Origin of the sequence: uncultured Campylobacter sp. (genome assembly GCF_937981295.1) — a bacterium.
Taxonomy (GTDB): domain Bacteria; phylum Campylobacterota; class Campylobacteria; order Campylobacterales; family Campylobacteraceae; genus Campylobacter_B.
On record NZ_CALJPC010000006.1, the window covers coordinates 1 to 15,826 of the forward strand.

The 15,826-nt window shown below is 50.0% G+C and carries 18 protein-coding genes; 8 read left to right on the forward strand and 10 right to left on the reverse strand.

Features of this window, described 5'->3' with window-relative positions:
• Positions 1 to 571, reverse strand: a 571-nt coding sequence (locus Q0135_RS00905) for a response regulator transcription factor (RefSeq protein ID WP_297987512.1), incomplete at its 3' end; no start/stop codon positions are given.
• 129 nt (positions 572 to 700) lie between these two features.
• Between Q0135_RS00905 and dnaJ the strand changes: the two genes are divergently transcribed.
• Positions 701 to 1,792, forward strand: a complete 1,092-nt coding sequence (gene dnaJ, locus Q0135_RS00910) for a molecular chaperone DnaJ (protein ID WP_297987514.1) — start codon at positions 701 to 703, stop codon at positions 1,790 to 1,792.
• Between the two features lie 27 nt (positions 1,793 to 1,819).
• Here the strand turns inward: dnaJ and Q0135_RS00915 are convergent, their stop codons facing one another.
• On the reverse strand, positions 1,820 to 1,981 hold the full coding sequence (locus tag Q0135_RS00915; protein ID WP_297987515.1) for a hypothetical protein: 162 nt from the start codon (positions 1,979 to 1,981) through the stop codon (positions 1,820 to 1,822).
• A gap of 137 nt (positions 1,982 to 2,118) precedes the next feature.
• Between Q0135_RS00915 and Q0135_RS00920 the strand changes: the two genes are divergently transcribed.
• Positions 2,119 to 2,559, forward strand: a complete 441-nt coding sequence (locus Q0135_RS00920; RefSeq protein WP_297987517.1) for a hypothetical protein — start codon at positions 2,119 to 2,121, stop codon at positions 2,557 to 2,559.
• A 165-nt stretch (positions 2,560 to 2,724) separates the two neighbouring features.
• On the opposite strand, the gene Q0135_RS00925 is transcribed toward Q0135_RS00920, so the two are convergent.
• From Q0135_RS00925 to Q0135_RS00945, 5 genes are all read right to left on the reverse strand, one after another.
• Positions 2,725 to 3,804 (reverse strand): M48 family metallopeptidase, encoded by a 1,080-nt coding sequence (locus tag Q0135_RS00925; protein ID WP_297987519.1) that lies wholly within the window; start codon positions 3,802 to 3,804, stop codon positions 2,725 to 2,727.
• Complete coding sequence (locus Q0135_RS00930; protein ID WP_297987521.1) at positions 3,780 to 5,102, reverse strand: MATE family efflux transporter; 1,323 nt, start codon at positions 5,100 to 5,102, stop codon at positions 3,780 to 3,782. The genes Q0135_RS00925 and Q0135_RS00930 overlap by 25 nt, the downstream gene beginning before the upstream one ends.
• 253 nt (positions 5,103 to 5,355) lie before the next feature.
• On the reverse strand, positions 5,356 to 5,637 hold the full coding sequence (locus Q0135_RS00935) for a type II toxin-antitoxin system RelE/ParE family toxin (RefSeq protein ID WP_297987523.1): 282 nt from the start codon (positions 5,635 to 5,637) through the stop codon (positions 5,356 to 5,358).
• Positions 5,634 to 5,885 carry a hypothetical protein gene (locus Q0135_RS00940; protein ID WP_291939341.1) on the reverse strand — a complete coding sequence of 84 codons (252 nt, stop codon included), beginning with the start codon at positions 5,883 to 5,885 and terminating at the stop codon, positions 5,634 to 5,636. Before Q0135_RS00940 ends, Q0135_RS00935 begins: the two co-directional genes overlap by 4 nt.
• A gap of 102 nt (positions 5,886 to 5,987) precedes the next feature.
• Positions 5,988 to 6,428, reverse strand: coding sequence for a GNAT family N-acetyltransferase (locus Q0135_RS00945; protein WP_297987526.1), 441 nt, complete (start codon positions 6,426 to 6,428; stop codon positions 5,988 to 5,990).
• 218 nt (positions 6,429 to 6,646) lie between these two features.
• On the opposite strand from Q0135_RS00945, the gene Q0135_RS00950 reads away from it, so the two are divergent.
• Both Q0135_RS00950 and Q0135_RS00955 read left to right on the forward strand, forming a co-directional pair.
• Entirely contained in the window at positions 6,647 to 7,633 is a 987-nt protein-coding gene (locus Q0135_RS00950; RefSeq protein WP_297987528.1) for an amidohydrolase family protein, read from the forward strand.
• 142 nt (positions 7,634 to 7,775) lie between these two features.
• On the forward strand, positions 7,776 to 7,931 hold the full coding sequence (locus Q0135_RS00955) for a hypothetical protein (protein ID WP_297987529.1): 156 nt from the start codon (positions 7,776 to 7,778) through the stop codon (positions 7,929 to 7,931).
• 647 nt (positions 7,932 to 8,578) lie between these two features.
• Here the strand turns inward: Q0135_RS00955 and Q0135_RS00960 are convergent.
• Positions 8,579 to 9,382 carry an alpha/beta hydrolase-fold protein gene (locus Q0135_RS00960; protein WP_297987530.1) on the reverse strand — a complete coding sequence of 268 codons (804 nt, stop codon included), beginning with the start codon at positions 9,380 to 9,382 and terminating at the stop codon, positions 8,579 to 8,581.
• 79 nt (positions 9,383 to 9,461) lie between these two features.
• On the opposite strand from Q0135_RS00960, the gene abc-f reads away from it, so the two are divergent.
• Genes abc-f through Q0135_RS00980 form a run of 4 tightly spaced genes read left to right on the forward strand, consistent with a single transcriptional unit; the run spans position 9,462 to position 14,088 of the window.
• Positions 9,462 to 11,414, forward strand: a complete 1,953-nt coding sequence (abc-f, locus tag Q0135_RS00965) for a ribosomal protection-like ABC-F family protein (protein WP_297987532.1) — start codon at positions 9,462 to 9,464, stop codon at positions 11,412 to 11,414.
• Positions 11,415 to 11,419: 5 nt separating this feature from the next.
• Entirely contained in the window at positions 11,420 to 12,628 is a 1,209-nt protein-coding gene (locus Q0135_RS00970) for a M48 family metallopeptidase (RefSeq protein ID WP_297987533.1), read from the forward strand.
• Positions 12,615 to 13,415, forward strand: coding sequence for a peptide chain release factor N(5)-glutamine methyltransferase (prmC, locus tag Q0135_RS00975; RefSeq protein ID WP_297987534.1), 801 nt, complete (start codon positions 12,615 to 12,617; stop codon positions 13,413 to 13,415). Before Q0135_RS00970 ends, prmC begins: the two co-directional genes overlap by 14 nt.
• 7 nt (positions 13,416 to 13,422) lie before the next feature.
• Positions 13,423 to 14,088 (forward strand): uracil-DNA glycosylase, encoded by a 666-nt coding sequence (locus Q0135_RS00980; RefSeq protein WP_297987536.1) that lies wholly within the window; start codon positions 13,423 to 13,425, stop codon positions 14,086 to 14,088.
• A 482-nt stretch (positions 14,089 to 14,570) separates the two neighbouring features.
• Here the strand turns inward: Q0135_RS00980 and Q0135_RS00985 are convergent, their stop codons facing one another.
• Both Q0135_RS00985 and Q0135_RS00990 read right to left on the reverse strand, forming a co-directional pair.
• Positions 14,571 to 14,966 carry a YbgC/FadM family acyl-CoA thioesterase gene (locus Q0135_RS00985; protein WP_297987538.1) on the reverse strand — a complete coding sequence of 132 codons (396 nt, stop codon included), beginning with the start codon at positions 14,964 to 14,966 and terminating at the stop codon, positions 14,571 to 14,573.
• Positions 14,956 to 15,480, reverse strand: coding sequence for a DUF4149 domain-containing protein (locus Q0135_RS00990; RefSeq protein ID WP_297987540.1), 525 nt, complete (start codon positions 15,478 to 15,480; stop codon positions 14,956 to 14,958). Before Q0135_RS00990 ends, Q0135_RS00985 begins: the two co-directional genes overlap by 11 nt.
• Positions 15,481 to 15,826 lie beyond the last annotated feature (346 nt).

Here is a 15,826-nt window from a genome sequence, read left to right on the forward strand (position 1 = left end):
CTAGGCTCTTTGAATCTTTATCTTTTAGGCTCTTGCAATGGTATACGAGCTGCTCGCGAGATACCGAAAAACTATGCTGCTTGATCAGGTATTCTAAAATTTCATACTCCGCAGGCGTTAGCACGAGCGACTCCTCGCCGAAGTAAATTTCATGGCGCTTGTCGTCGATACGAAATACGCTATCCGTGGCGGTTTCTTCCTTTTCGCTAGCTTTTTTATAGCGGCGGATGAGGCTCATGATGCGCGCGTGCATCTCTTTTGGATCATAAGGCTTAGGTAGATAGTCGTCCGCGCCGATCTGAAGGCCTACGACGCGATCGCTCACGTCGCTTCTAGCCGAGCTGATGATGATCGGAATATCGTATTTCTCGCGGATCTCTTTGCAGACCTCAAGTCCGTCCATCCCAGGAAGCGTAAGATCCAAAATCAGTAGATCGTAGTTTTTGATCCCCGCGCTAATGCCCAGATACGGATCTTCGAAGTTTGTAACTTGGATGTTAAATTTAGCCAGATATTCGGTTAGAAGCTGTGCGAACTCGCTGTCGTCTTCTATCATCAATACATTTATCATTTTTTATCCTTTGCATCGTTGATTTGAAATTTTAAATATTGCATTATACATAAAAATAGTTAAGTCTTAACTTGCGTTTTATTAAATTTAGATAAAATTGCCCCTTTTGTATAGTTCAAGGAGAATTTCGTGGAAGAAGATTATTATGAAATTTTAGGCGTGGCGCGCGATGCCGACGCCGAGACGATAAAAAAGGCGTTTCGAAAGCTCGCTTTGGAATTCCATCCCGATCGCAACCAAGGCGACAAGGAGTCGGAGGAAAAATTTAAAAAGATCAACGAAGCGTATCAAATTTTAAGCGACGATCAAAAGCGCAGGATGTATGATCGCTACGGCAAAGAGGGCATCAGCGGCGCATATAGCGGCGCGGGCGGCGGAGGATTTGATTTTAGCTCTATTTTCGGCGATTTTTTCGAGCAGGCATTCGGCGGAGGCGGTCGCTCACGCCCTAGCGATCCATACGGTATAGATACCGAACTAGCCGTAACGTTGGAGTTTAAAGAGGCTTTAGAGGGCGTTCACAAGGAGATAAAATACAAGATCAAAAAGCCGTGCTCCGCCTGCGACGCCACCGGCTCGAAGGATAAAAAAAGACACACCTGCTCCGCTTGCGGCGGTACCGGGCGCGTCGCTGTAAGGCGCGGATATATGAGCTTTATCCAAAGCTGCTCCGAATGCGGCGGCACGGGCGAGATCGTAAAAGACAGGTGCAAGGATTGCGGCGGCAAGGGCTTTACCGAAGAGGACGTGAGCCTTAAATTTGACATTCCCGCAGGCATCGACGACGGACAGCGCGTGCGCCTAAGCGGCAAAGGCAACGTTTCTAAAAGCGGCGAAATCGGGGATCTGTATGTGATCGTGCGCGTGAAGGAGGATAGCCACTTCCTGCGCGACGGAGACGACCTGTATATCGAGGTGCCGGTGTTTTTCACGCAGGCGATCTTGGGCGAGAGTATCGAGGTGCCGACGCCGCGCGGCAAGGCGGAGCTGAAACTCAAAGTAGGCACCAAGGACAAGCAGCGCTTCACGATCTACGGCGAGGGCGCGCCGAATATCCGCACCAAGAAAAACGGCGATCTGATCGTGCAGGTAAACGTCCAAACCCCTAAAAAATTGAACGAGAAGCAAGAGGCGCTTTTGCGCGAGCTTCAAGAAAGCTTCGGCAGCAAGGGTGGAGACGACGAGGGGATACTCGATAAAATCAAGAATTTTTTCAAGTAAGCTGCCTTGATCTGCCTTGCGCGGCAATTATTTAAGCTCTAGTTCGGCGGGCTGCGGAATTTTAAATTTAGCCGCGCCTGCCGCTTGACTACCTTCTACCGCTTGTTTGCTTGCTCGCCATCGTTCGGTGAGACGTTTATCGTTTAGTGGTCGTTTGCTAAGCGCCCTCTGTCTGATCGCTGCAAACACTGCGCGGCGGTTTTATAGGGTAATGCTTGCGAGTAGAATTTTATCTGTGTCCGCAGCGGTCTTAGAGTGCTACAAAACGATAGCAGGGTCGCGGCTCGCGCGCCGCAAAAGCGACTACAAATTTAAAAAGGACGAAAATGGATCGCAAAAATGAGCCTGCAAATTTCAGATCCGCGGACGATGAGATCTTTGCATTTTTATCGAGCTTGGGCGATCGCTGGCAGGTAAGCGAGGGCGGAGCGCGCTTTATAGAGGAAAATTTCACCTTCGTCGGCTCCAAGCCCGTCTTGCGGGGTTTGAAAGATTACGCGACCGCGGACTGCCTGAGCTTTGCTGGTGCTAGAAGCTTCATAGACGCAAACCCCGCGGTAAAAGCGAGGATTTTGAGCGGCGAAATCCACTATCTGGGCGATAGTCTAACGAGCGCCGAGGTTAAATTTGTGCCCGAATACTTTTACGATTTTTTAAAATTTATAATGGAGCAGGTCCCCGAACACCACTATTTTTTCAGCCCCACCGCGCGCTGGCTCCTGCTGGTTGCGATGGAGAAATACGTGGAATTTGCGGCCTTAGATTAGCGTTTTGGCCTGCGAAAATTTGCGAAATTTCGCCGCCTACGCCGCGCGAGTTCGGACTGGCTGCGGTCTGCTACGGCACAGCAAAAGGATCAGTTGAAATTTATCGACTGCTGCAAGAACTGCGACGCAGCGGCATAAAATTTAAACGGGCGCCCCGTTCGCAAATTAGCCTTTACCTAGTTTGATACGTGCCCTAAAATCGGGCATAATCTGCGCGATAAGCGCGTAAAAATCCGCTCCGTGGTTTGCATGGATGAGGTGCGCGAGCTCGTGCAGCACGACGTATTCGACGAAGCGCGGATCCCGCTCTATCAGGCTTAGCGAGAAGTTGAGATAGCCCTTGGCGTGGTTGCAGCTGCCCCAGCGCGTCTGCATTTTGCGCACCCGCACCCGCGCGATCTTGCGGCCTATCCGCGGGGAAAATTTCGCGATATAGCGCAGATAAAGCTCAAGCGCAAAGGCCTTTTTAAACGCCGCAAACTCGCCCTCGCTCTCGCAAAAGATCGCTCCCCCCGATATGAAAATTTTATCTTTAAATTTAGAGCTTTGGATAAAATTTTTGATCGTAAAATCGGGCTCGTCGCGCTCCGCCGCTTGCGCGCTTTGCGCTACATTTTGCGGCACGTTTTCGCTCGCGGATTTTGAAATTTTTTCGCTCATGAGCAGAATTTCCTCACTCGCGGCAGAGCTAAAATTTGAAATTTCTCCGCTCTCGGCGGGTTTAAATTTTGAAATTCCTTCGCCCGCGACAGGTTTAAATTTTAAAATTCCGTCCCTTGCGGCAGGGTCAAATTTTAAAATTTTGTCGCTTGTGGCAGAGTTAAATTTGCCTGCATCGCTGCTTTGCAGAGCGCGCCCGCCCGAGTGAAATTTTAAAATTTCACTTCCTGCGTCGCTACTCGCGCCCCCATCTACACAACTCCGCACACTATCATTTGAAACTTCACTCGCGCCGCAGTTTGTACCGAGCTCAGCCTCGCGGCTAAATTTCAGCTTGTAAATTTTGCCTAAAATTCTAACCTGATCGCTCGCTAAAAGTTTGCTTTGCAGTCGCGCCAGCGTTTGGCGGATCCAGCTTTCGTGCTTTAGGATGAAGCTTTCTGCCTGCGCCGCGGTGTAGGAGCGCGGCACGCTCACGCTGATTTCGCAGTCCTTGCTAATGCGGATGCGTGCGTATTTCATCCGCTTAAAACGCAGACTGATCGGCAAACCTAGCAAATTTAGACTAACTTTTTGCTCTGCCATTTTTTACTTATCCATCGCGCCGTATTCGCGCTGCCGCGCAGCCACTCGTCGCAGAAAAACCCGATCCAAACGCCCAAAATTCCATACCCCAAATGAATACCCAAAAGCCAGCCCACGGGGATCGAGACGCCCCACATAAAGATCACGCCCATCGCAAAGGGAAACCTCGCGTCGCCGCTTGCGCGCAGGGCGTTTACGAACACGATATTAAGCGTCCGTCCGAACTCAAGCCCCAGCGTGAGATAAAAAAGCGGCCGCATGACTTGCCTGTGCGCCTCGTTTAGGCTCAACATCTCCATAATCTGCTCGCGCGCTAAAAACACGATCGCGACGAAAAGCGCCGTCGCCCCGAGCCCAAAGCGCAGCGCGGTAAAAGTGTGCCGGTACGCCTCCTGCGGCTTGGCGGCGCCTACGAGGCGGCCTACGATCACTTCGTTTGCCATACTGATCGCGCTTCCGCCGAAGAAGATGAATGATGAAATTTGAAAATAGATCGTCTGCACGGTAAGGCTCGCTTCGCCCATGCTTGCGACGAAGGCGAAGGCGACGAGATACTGCACGATCCACAGCATGTTTTCGCCCGCACTCGGAAGCCCTACGGATAGAATTTTACGCAGCGTGGCGAACTGGATCTTTAAAAACATCGTGAGGTAAAATTTTATCTTTAGCACCTTCGTGATGATGAGGAAGAATAAACATACACCGATCATACGCCCCGCGATGGTGCTCACGCCGATGCCCTCAAGCCCGTAGTACGGCAGTCCGAACGGCCTAAAGAGCACGACGTAGTTGCCCGCGAGAGTTACTAGATTCATCACCACGGAGACTGCTATGATGAAATTTGCGTATCCGTAGACGCGCACGATGGCGCTAAGCACGATCGCTACGGCGTCTATCGCAAAGACGATGCTGATGACCTTAAGATAGATCGCGCTTTCGCTCAAAAGCTCGGCGGGCACCTGCAGCGCGCGGAGTAAAAACGGCGCGCAGCTAAAGACGAAAACGCCGCTACAAAGCCCCACGAGCGCGTTGAATGCGATGCTCGTGTGGATCGCGCGCATGGCTAGGACTTTGTTCTTTGCTCCCAGCGCCTGCGCTACGAGAACCGAGCAGCCTACGGCCAGAAAGCCAAAAACCGTGATGAAGAGCAAAAATATCTCGTTGCCAGCCCCAAGCGCGCCTACTAGCGAGACGTCCACGCGCGAGATCATGTAGGTGTTGATAAGCGTGGTCACGAGGCGCAAAAACATATCGACGTAGATTGCTAGTGAGAGCCTTAGTAGCGAGATTTCTTTCATATTTTGCCTTTATTTAGGGGAAATTGTAGCCGAAAATTCTTTTAGGTTTGCTTTTACGCAGGGGGGCGAGTGTAGTTGCTTTTGCATGCTGCGCGGCATGCGTAAAATTATAATTTACGGCGCCCGGCGCGAATATGCGGTGATTTAGCGGGGACGAGCGGTTGATTTCTTTGACGCTACTGCGGCGGCGAATAAGTAATTTTAATAAACGGAGCGCGGAATTTAAACGCAGATGTTTTAAACAAGCGTCAAGCTATCTCAATAGATTTTGCTTAAATATCGCTAGGATAACGATCGTATCGTTGGGTTCATCTATTAGATACGGGATTACGAAACCCTTAAACACAAAATCTCTAATTTTATCATCGTCAAAGCTTTTTGATCTACGAAATTTATACGGCATAAAGCCAAGCTTGCCTGCTCGCGCAAAAAGCTCGTTTTTAAAATTTTCTGCCGCATCCCCTGAGCGCTCTGCGATAAATTCTACGATCTTGCTAAGTTGCGCGCGAAATTTTTTAGACTGGATTATTTTCAATTTTTCCAGCCCTTGCCTAGCTCCTCAAAGCCGCTTAGATCGCCGTTCGCGTATGATTTTAAGTCCGCATCCATTCCGTTTTTTATCTCGTCGTAACTTTCGCCTGATCTAAACTCCGATAAAATCGTTTCTAAGCTTTTCTCGCCGCTTAGAGTGATCTGCGCGGAGGGATCGATTTTTAAAAAAAGTTTCTTAAAAGTTTCGAGAGTATCGCGATCGACGCCGCTTTGGATCTGCATAGTGATCATTTTGGCTCCTTAAATTTTAGCGATTATAGCAGCTCATAGCTAAATTTAAAATTCCAACCGTTTTAGAGCTAAAGCTCGATAAAATTTTAAAATTTATGCCCGCTAGATCGAATTTCGCTTCCTCGTGTGGATCGTAAAGTGCTCCGACGCGTCCTTAAAGCCGCACTTTTGTAGGAATTCCCCGGCGCCCTCAGCTTTGTGTAAAGGGGTTACAACAAAGGTGGTGGTGTGCGCAAAGCGTTTATTAAAGGCATTCACGAGCGCCGTGCCGATACCGCGCCTTTGATAATCCTTATGAACTATCACGCAGTAAAGATAGCTCGTAGCGAAGTTGTCGCGGTCGCAAAACGCCTCCAGCACCCCCACGGTCTTGCCCTGCGTTTTGGCGATCGCCACGTAATCATAGGTTCGCCACACCCTGTATGTCTCGTGCGGCGGCACGGAGGCTGCATTTTGCTCCGTATCCCAGCCGATCGATACCATTATCTCATCCAGATCGCCAGGCTTAAAATCGGCGGAATTTTCTAAAATTTCAAACTCCATCTTCGCTCCTTAATTGAAATAACTTTTCAAATCGCAAGTATATCGCCGTAGCTTTAAAACGGCATTAAATATCATTTAGCGGCTCTTGCGGCGAGGTTTAAATTTTAAAATTTAAAGGCGCGGCAGGGCGCGGTGCGTAAATTTTAATCCGAATTTAAAATTCTAACCATTTACCGCAATTTGATATAAACTCGGCAAAATTTTCCCAAGGATCCCCGATGCAAACGATTGATTTTCACGTCCATCTGCTAAGCAAGGAGGTGCGCTTCGATCGCCCTTACGACAGGCTCGCGCTGCGCCTTTTCGGCAGGCGCTTCGGCATAGACGTATCGCGCGCGATCAAAGAGCCATACGAGGCCTATGTGGACGCTCTGCTCGGCGGGCTTAGAGCTTCGAAATACGTTAAAAAGGCGGTGCTTTTCGGCGTGGATGCTAAATTTAGCGACGCGGGCGAGCTAATCCATCGCGATAAGACCGTCTGTGCGGACAACGACAGCGTACTTGAAATTTATCAAAAAAACCCAGGTCTCATCGTGCCGTTTTTTAGCATCAATCCAAAAAGGGCGGACGCGCTCGATGAGATCGATCGCTGCTTCGAGCTCGGATTTAAGGGGGCGAAATTTTTACAAAATTATTGGGATCTGGATACGAGGCTGCCCCGCTACGTGCCGTATTTTGAAAAGCTCGCCAAGCTCGGCTTGCCGCTGGTGATCCACGTCGGCAACGAAAGCTCGGTGCCGAGCACGCGCCGCTGCGAGGCGCTGGAGATGATCTATGCGCCGCTTGAGTTGGGCGTCACGACGGTGTGTGCGCACATGGCGATTAACTACGAATATTCGCATATTTTTCGTGCGCTCTCGCGCCGCCCGCGAAATTTCGGACACGATTATTTCGCGCTTTTAGCGCTTCTGCGCACACACAAGAACCTCTACGCCGATGTTTCGGCGCTGATGACGCCGGTGCGCGCGAAAGCCCTGCCACATCTGGCGAGCCAAACGGACGTGCACTCGCGCCTGTTTTACGCTTCAGACTTTCCGGTGCCGTATTCTGCGATATACAACACCTACGATCTGCGCCTGTCGCAGCGTATCGCGCTGCATAAAGAGCCCAACCCTTTCGATCGCAACGCGCGCGGGCTGCTCGCGTATTTCGGCGAGGAGAGCGAGCTGTGGAGCAACTACAAAAAAATTCTGCCCTTTGCGTAGATGGTGAAATTTAGAGTGTGCGGTTAGAATTCGGTGCATTTGCAGCTTTTTGCAGTTGGTTCCGAGCAAATGTAGCAAATGACATAGTGGGCGCGAGTAATGGAGCGGTCGGCGCTGTCTGTATAGCGAGAGAAAAGGCGAAGTGGCTCCGGACAAAGTGCGCGGTAGAGAGCTGATAATGAAGCATGCGGCGCGAAATTTCACAGGACAAAATTCTGTAAACGGCAATTCGCAAAATTCTGCAAATTCTGCCGCCGCAAATTCGGCAAATATCGGCTTAGTGCTCACTAACTGCTAAATTTTAAAATTTAAACCAAGCGGCATGTATCGTAGTGCCGAAGCTCTCTTTGGTGCAGCGCAAATTTTGAAATTTCGGCGGTAAATGTAGCCCGCCGGTAAACTAAACAAAATGGCGGGATCATACACGGCGACGCGCTGCTGTTTAAATTTAGCTTGCAGGCACGCTAAATCCTAGCCGCGACATGATTTTGCTTTAAATTTTATAACAACGGCTCGCTTAAAATTTTAAACTACTAGCCCCGTACTTTTCTACGAAAATTAACAGCCTCTGCTCGCGATTTGCATCAAGCCGTTTAGCAAAATTCGGTGGTGGCTCGTTTGCGATTTGCACCCCACCCCATGCCACAGCGACGAGACGTCGCATGATTTACGCTCAAAACCGATTCGCACTTATCAAAGCCGCTAAAGCACCGACGACGCGCTGTGTCATTTGCGCCGCATTGCATTGTGCCATTCTTGTCGCATCGCTCATGCTCTGAAATTTTAACGCGGAGGTATTTTAAATTTCGTTGCATCGCACAAAAAACCGTTGCGCGAGAAATTCCAGCGGCAGATTGCTTAAATTTACGCTTCTTAGCTCGTTTCTTTCAGGCTTCCACAGCCTCTTAATCTATCGCCCCGCTAAATTTTAAATTTCCCCGAATTTTAAGAATTTATAAGGCTTAAAAGCGCCTTTGAAATTCTTGCGATCTCATCTTGCATGTGCCCGCCCGGATTTTGCTCAAACTCCGCTTTTGCGCCCGCACTGCGGCATTTTGCGATAAAATTTCGCGCCGTCTCGTCGCAGAGTGCTCCGCGCGGATTTTTCGGGTTCATCTCGGCCTCGCCCAAGGACGCGTAGACGTGCGCCAGCCCCCTTTGCGGCGAGTGCGCGGCGACGAAGGCGTCAAATCCGCCGAACCAAAACGACGCCGAGACGCAGGCGATCTTTTGAAATTTATCGCTCGCAAACGCCGCATACGCGCTAAAAAGTCCAGCCAGCGAGTATCCCGCGCACGCTCGCCACGCAGGTTTGCCCGCACCCAATACGTGCCGCTCGATACGCGGGATCAACTCGTTCGTAAATTTATTCAAGTGCGCCGCGCCGTCGCCTGCGAAATCGCGCACCCCCTTAAACGGCGACTTTGCCGACCACGGGCTAAGCTTATCGCCCCACTGCGCCTCGTTTAGATAGATCGCCGCAAGCACGAAATCCGCGCCGCTTTGTCGCGAGACGAGCTCGTAAATTTCGCCCACGCTATCCGCGCAAAAGTCCAAGGCGTGCAGGTAGATGATAGGTGCGGACGACAGAAGTGGCGTAGACGTAGCGAACGACGTAGCGGGCTGGACGGACTGCGTCATAGGCGTGGCAAATGATGCAACGGGCAGAATATTCGGCGCAGGCGCAAAAGACGGCGCGTGCGGGGCGAAAATTTCTACGCGCAAGCCGCCAAATTCCAAACTTTGCATCGCTAAAGCCTTAAAAGTTATTAAAATTTAATAGAATTTTGTGTAAAATCATCAAATTTAACACTAGAGGAACTTAAAATTGGCTTTGATCGAGCTTATCGATGTTACGAAAAAATTCGGCTCTCACGTCGTTTTAGACGGCGTAAATTTCGCACTGGACGCTAACGAGCGCGTCGCCGTGATCGGTAAAAACGGCGGCGGCAAATCCACGTTGATGAAGATAATTGCAGGTCTGTGCGAGATTGACGAGGGACGCGTGATCACTCAAAACGGGCTAAACATCCAGATGCTCGCTCAAACGCCTAAATTTAACGAAAATCTCTCGGTCAAAGACGCGCTGCGAAGGGAGCTAGCTGAAATTTACGCCGCCCTTAGCGAATACGACGCGATCTCGAGCAAAATCGCCGCGCAGCCCGAAAACAAGGAGCTTTTGGCGCGCCAAGACGAATTGATTAAATTTATCGAGGCCAAGGACGGCTGGCAGATCGATAATAAGATCGAGCAGGTGCTGCAAAATTTCGGACTTAAAATTTATGAAAACCGCTCCGTCTGCACGCTTAGCGGCGGCGAAATTCGTCGCGTGGCGCTGGGCGCGCTGGTGCTTAAAAAGCCCGACGTGCTGCTGCTGGACGAGCCCACGAACCACCTCGACGTCTATATGGTGAAATTTCTAGAGGATATGCTGCTTAGCTCGAAGCAGACGATCGTTTTTATCAGCCACGATCGCTACTTCATCGACCGCTTGGCGACGCGCAGTATCGAGATCGAAGAGGGTAAAATTTCAAATTTCGACGGCGGATATGAGAACTATCTGAGGCGCAAGCAGGAGATGCTTGCTTCGCTCGAAAAATCCCACGAGACGCTGCTTAAACAGCTGCGCGCCGAGGAGGAGTGGCTGCACCGCGGCGTAAAGGCGCGCCTAAAGCGCAACGAAGGGCGCAAGGCGCGCATCATGCAGATGAGACAGGATGCGAAGAAAAATCCGGGTGCGATCCGTCGCGTGCGGCTCGAGCTGGAGCGCGCGAGCAGGAGCTTTAACGGCACGGGCGGCGACAATCGCAAAAAGATGCTCTTTGAATGCACGAATATCGGTAAAATTTTAAACGGCAAGGTGCTTTTCAAGGGCTTTTCGGCGCGGGTTTTGCAGGGCGAGCGCATCGGCATCGTAGGCGCTAACGGCGCGGGCAAAAGCACTCTGCTTAAAATTCTACTCGGCCGTAGCAAGATCGATGCGGGCGAGATCAAACGCGGCGAGATCAGGATCGGCTACTTCGATCAGACCCGCAGCGGCATTACGGACGATAAAAGCATAATCGAAATTTTCTGCCCCAACGGCGGCGATCACATCAATGTCCGCGGCAGCTACATGCATGTCTATGGGTATTTGAAAAATTTCTTGTTTCCGAAGGAGTTTTTGGATAAGCCCATAGGCGTTCTTAGCGGCGGCGAAAAGAACCGCCTGGCGCTTGCCAAGCTCTTTACCGAGCAGTACGATTGTTTGATTTTGGACGAGCCGACGAACGATCTTGATATCGCAACGATCAATATTTTGGAGGATTATCTGCTAAGTTTCGAAGGCGCGGTAATCATCGTAAGCCACGATCGCTATTTCATCGATAAGATCACGAATAAGCTTTGGGTTTTTGAAAAAAACGGCGTCATCGATCAAATTCAAATGCCCTATTCGCAGTATTTGGAGTTTGAAGACGAGATGGCGGAGATTGATCAGATCGAGGCCGACGCTGGCACGAGCGCGAGCGCGGACGAAGGCGGCCGCGAAAATAAAAAGGAAAAAACGAGCGCCGCGAAGCTTAGCTACAAACAGAATAAAATTTTAGAGGAGTATCCCGCTAAAATCGAGGCTATCGAGGCGCGTATAAAAGAGCTAAATCACGCGCTTTCGACGCCTGAAATTTATCAAAAGCTCGGTATGCAGGGGCTTTTTGAAGAACTTGAAGAAAAAAGAGGAACGTTAAACAGTATGGAAAATGAATATTACGAAGTGCTTTCGCTCGCCGAGAGCCTAAAGTAGGCGCGATGGTTTGGTTTTTGATCTTTTTATACGCGCTTTACACGATTTATAAAATTTCGCTCGATCTGCTCGAGCTAAGCTTCATCCGCGCCAAGCTAAAAGAGCCTGCGGTGGTGCTTAGCGAGGAGGATTATCGCAAGGCGGGCGAGGTCGGTGCGGTAAATTTAAAATTTAATATATTTTCGCACTGCTTTTCGTTTGCGGTGGCGCTTATTTGGATACTTGCGGGCGCGGGCGCGTTACAGCGCGCGATATATGATCTAGCGGGCGACGGGATTTTGGCGGGGAGCTGCTTTGTAACAGCGTTTCTAATCATCGGCGGCGCGATATCGCTTCCGCTTGAGATTTACAAAACCTTCGTTAAAGACAGGCGCCTAGGCTTTTCCACGATAACGCCCGCCGTTTTCGTAAAAGACGCGCTAAAATCGCTTGCGCTCACGCTGGTTTTTGGCTTTGCGGTAGCCTCTGCGCTCGTTTTTTGCGTAAATAGCCTGGGTGCGCACTGGTGGGTCTGGGGCTTTTTGCTAAGCTTCGGCGTAGTTTTACTGATAAATTTAATCTATCCGACCGTTATCGCGCCGCTGTTTAATAAGATGCAACCGCTAGAGCAAGGCGAGCTAAAAGAGCGCATAGAGGGGCTTTTGCAGCGCTGCGGCTTTAAAAGTAGCGGCGTTTTTACGATCGACGCGAGCAAGCGCGACAAGCGCCTAAACGCCTATTTCGGCGGCTTCGGCGCGACGAAAAAGGTCGTGCTTTTCGACACGCTCATCGAAAAGCTTAGCGAGGATGAAATCTTAGCCGTTTTAGGGCACGAGCTCGGGCATTTCAAACACGGCGACATTTTAAAAAATTTAGCGCTTAGCTTCGTGCTTTTGGGCGTGACGTTTGCGGTATTCGGAAACCTCCCCGCAGGCGTGTTCGGCGCGCTAGGGCTTAGCGAGGGCGGCGGCGCGACGCTGGTTTTTATGATTTTGTTTGCGCCGATCTTGCATGCGTTTTTTGAGCCCGTAATCTCCAAGCTTAGCCGTATGCACGAATTTAGCGCGGACCGACATGGCGCGAGCATGCAGGATAAAGAGAGCATGATCGGCGCGCTAAAGAAGCTGGGCAGCGAAAACAAGGCGTTTCCGCTCGCTCATAAAATTTACGCCGCGGTGTATCATTCGCACCCGAGCCTGTACGAGCGCATAAGAGAGCTTGATGAGGATCGCTGAGGCGCTAAGATGGGGGCTGGAGCAGTGCGGCTCAAAATACGTCGCGCGCGAAATTTTAAAGCTTTGCGAGCGACTTAGTGACGAGCAGCTCGTGCTAAGATGCTCGGAAGAGCTCGCGCATGAAGCGGAATTTCGCGCTAAGATCGTTGAATTTAAAGACGGCCGCCCGCTTGAATACATCACGCAAAGCTGCGAGTTTATGGGCTTTAAATTTTACGTCGACGAGCGGGTGCTGATACCGCGCTGCGAGACCGAAATTTTAGTAAAAAAGGCGCTTACTTTGGCGCAGAGCTTGGGCGAGCCGCGCATTTGCGAGATCGGCACGGGCAGCGGCATAATCGCTATCTGCTTAAAAAAGCTACTTCCTGCTTGCCGTATCACGGCTAGCGACATCAGCGCGGATGCGCTTGAGGTGGCGCGCGCAAATGCCGCAAGCTTAGGTGCAGACATCGAGTTCGTACACTGCGCCTACGCGGATGAGATCGCTGGCGAGTTTGATCTAATCGTCTCAAATCCACCATACATCGCAAACTCCTACGCATTGGACGCGCGCGTGCTGCAAGAGCCGAAACAGGCGCTGTTTGGCGGCGAGAGGGGGGATGAAATTTTAAAACGCATCGTGCTGATCGCCGCACGGCGCGCAAAATTTCTAGCCTGCGAGATGGGCTACGATCAAAAGCAGAGCCTCTCGGAGTTTTTGCGCGAGCATGGCTTTAGGGCGAAATTTTACAAAGATTTGGCGCAGTTTGATCGCGGATTCATCGCGCGAAATTTAAACAGATCGTAGGCGCTCCGTGCAAAGCTCGCAACTACGCAGACTGCTTTATTACAAAGCGTTCGGCTATCGCTATGTAGGCGCCGAAATTTTAAGCGGCGGCGCGCGATTTTTCAAGGCGCTGGACGCGCTAAAATCCGCTACCGCCGAGTGCAATCTCTGCGAGCTTGCCAAAACGCGCGCGGGAAGCGGCGAGCAAAATTTTAAAAATTTCAAAACTATCAAAAATTTCAAAAATTCTAAAACTCCCGCGAACGTAAAACTTATGATCGTAGCTCTCGCACCGGGCGCTAACGAAGGTTTTGGCGGCGGTTTGGAGGCTGAAGTAGCAGCGGCGCTAGATCAAATTTGCGCGCCGGAAGAAATTTATTTTAGCTTTTTGATAAAGTGCGCGGTGCCGCAAAATAGGCGCATAAGCTCGGAAATAATTTTAAAATGCGCGCCCTATCTTGCCGACGAAATCAAAATTTTAAAACCCAAAGTCGTGCTCTGCCTAGGGGAGCTTTGCTGTAAAATCGTGCTACGAAACGGCGATCTAGCGGGCATGGACGTGCTGCACGGCTCGGTCTTTAACGAGGGCGGCATCAGCTTCGTGCCGAGCTTCGATCCTGCATTTATCGCGCAAAATCCGAGCAAGGCGGAGCTTTTCAAAGAGGATCTGCAAAAGATAAAAGAGCTGCTGTGAGGCGCATTTTGGCGCTTGCTCTGCGTGCTATTTTGATTTTGTGTGCGGTTTTTTGCACGCGCATCGTGATTTTTGTTACGGCGGGCGAGCGGACGGGACGAATTTGACCTGCTTAAATTTCACGGACTAGCGGGATTTTAGCGGAGTAAAACACAGACTCGATCTGCGCGGGTTGAAATTTAAGGGCGAGAAATTTCATAAAGCGGCGGGGCAAGGCAAAATTTAACGCCATTGCAAAATTCTGATATTTCAAATTTTGTTTTCTATCTGGCTATCTTGGGGCGCGTGAGGGGTTTGCGTCGCGACGTAGCATTAAATTTAAACCTTAACGACGAGTGAAATTCTATGTCGTAAATTTTACTAAGTTCGCAAATTTTATTACCGTCCAAGAGCTCTGCGTATTTTTGGATTTTACGCCGAAAAGCCGGTCTGCGCTATGTTTGCACCGCACGACTAGGCAAATTTGAATCCGCGAAATAAATTTATCTCAAAGATTTGAAAAATTCTAAAATTTCGGCGCTAAATTTGATCGGCCTGCCGTCTTTTACGAAGGCGATTTTTACGTCCTGCACGTATAAAAGCTCGCTGAAATCCGTGTTTTTAATATCTTTGATCTTGTAAATTTCTTGCCGCAAAAGGGCGCTGGCGTTTTTGAGCGCGGCTAGGCTCGTGTGAATTTCAAGCGTATCGCCGAGGCGCGCGGGGCGGAGGAATTTAGCGCAAAGCTCGCTAACTACAAAGTATGCGTCCGCGCGCGCGAAGTCCACTCCTGCCTGCATAAGCGCCTCACTACGCGCTCGCTCGCAAAATTTTATGTAGTTGGCGTGATACACGATGCCCTGTGCGTCGGTGTCTTCGTAGTAAATTTTAATCTGCATCGGCTGCGCTTTGCTCCGGTGCTGCCTTTTTTGCGGCGAGGGCGGGGAGGATTTTTGCGAAAAACAGCACCGTTTGAAACACGATGATGAGTTTCATGCACCATTCGCTAGCCGCGTGGATTTGGGCAAATTCCTGCGTCGTCATCGCTTCTGCACCGATCTTCTGGGCATTTATAACGTAGTCGGTAAAGTAAAGCACGAAAAGTAGGGCTAAAATGATATTTACGAGCGTCAGCATCAGGGTCGAAAGGCGCAAGCGAAAGGATTGGGATTTGTTGTTGTTGAAATTTATCATCTCAAAAACGAGGCAGATGATCGAGACTGCGATGAGGATGCCGCCGTATTTTACAAAGATCTCGCTCATCAGCTTGCCGCTTTGGAAGTGCGATAGCACGCCATCTCCGATAATCTGCTGCGGGAAAAATACCACGGGTGCGACGAGTGCGCCGAGCGAGAGCTCGATGCCGATAAGGGCTGCGATGATGAAGATATAGATAGAAAAAATTGCGCGCATAAAGGTCCTTTTAAATTTTGATAAATTTTAAATCGGACGTGATTATAGCGAAATCTTATAATCGTGCGCTTAAGTGTTTTGCAAGTGGGTTTTACGGGCGAATGGATGCGGTCGGCGGTTGCGATATTGCGATATATCGCGGTATAATGAAATTTTAGTTTGGATGCTGTCGTTTGCAAAATTTATAAAATTTTTACGGAGGTTGGAGATGAAATTTGTGCTAGGCGCGTTAAGCATAAAATTTCATTATAAAATTTAAAATTTTCCAAATCGTTTTTTAAAATTTCTCTCAATTATTCAGCCCCCTTTAAGCATCGCTCTTGTATAATCACAATTCTGTTTCGCA

What these genes read in the sequence shown, in the direction of transcription:
- Q0135_RS00940 (WP_291939341.1), bottom strand. Translation starts at nt 5,885, where the DNA reads ATGATCACTATGCAGATCCAAAGCGGCGTCGATCGCGATACTCTCGAA.
- Q0135_RS00925 (WP_297987519.1), bottom strand. Translation starts at nt 3,804, where the DNA reads ATGGCAGAGCAAAAAGTTAGTCTAAATTTGCTAGGTTTGCCGATCAGT.
- Q0135_RS00985 (WP_297987538.1), bottom strand. Translation starts at nt 14,966, where the DNA reads ATGCAGATTAAAATTTACTACGAAGACACCGACGCACAGGGCATCGTG.
- Q0135_RS00990 (WP_297987540.1), bottom strand. Translation starts at nt 15,480, where the DNA reads ATGCGCGCAATTTTTTCTATCTATATCTTCATCATCGCAGCCCTTATC.
- Q0135_RS00950 (WP_297987528.1), top strand. Translation starts at nt 6,647, where the DNA reads ATGCAAACGATTGATTTTCACGTCCATCTGCTAAGCAAGGAGGTGCGC.
- Q0135_RS00970 (WP_297987533.1), top strand. Translation starts at nt 11,420, where the DNA reads ATGGTTTGGTTTTTGATCTTTTTATACGCGCTTTACACGATTTATAAA.
- Q0135_RS00945 (WP_297987526.1), bottom strand. Translation starts at nt 6,428, where the DNA reads ATGGAGTTTGAAATTTTAGAAAATTCCGCCGATTTTAAGCCTGGCGAT.
- prmC (WP_297987534.1), top strand. Translation starts at nt 12,615, where the DNA reads ATGAGGATCGCTGAGGCGCTAAGATGGGGGCTGGAGCAGTGCGGCTCA.
- Q0135_RS00960 (WP_297987530.1), bottom strand. Translation starts at nt 9,382, where the DNA reads ATGCAAAGTTTGGAATTTGGCGGCTTGCGCGTAGAAATTTTCGCCCCG.
- Q0135_RS00920 (WP_297987517.1), top strand. Translation starts at nt 2,119, where the DNA reads ATGGATCGCAAAAATGAGCCTGCAAATTTCAGATCCGCGGACGATGAG.
- Q0135_RS00930 (WP_297987521.1), bottom strand. Translation starts at nt 5,102, where the DNA reads ATGAAAGAAATCTCGCTACTAAGGCTCTCACTAGCAATCTACGTCGAT.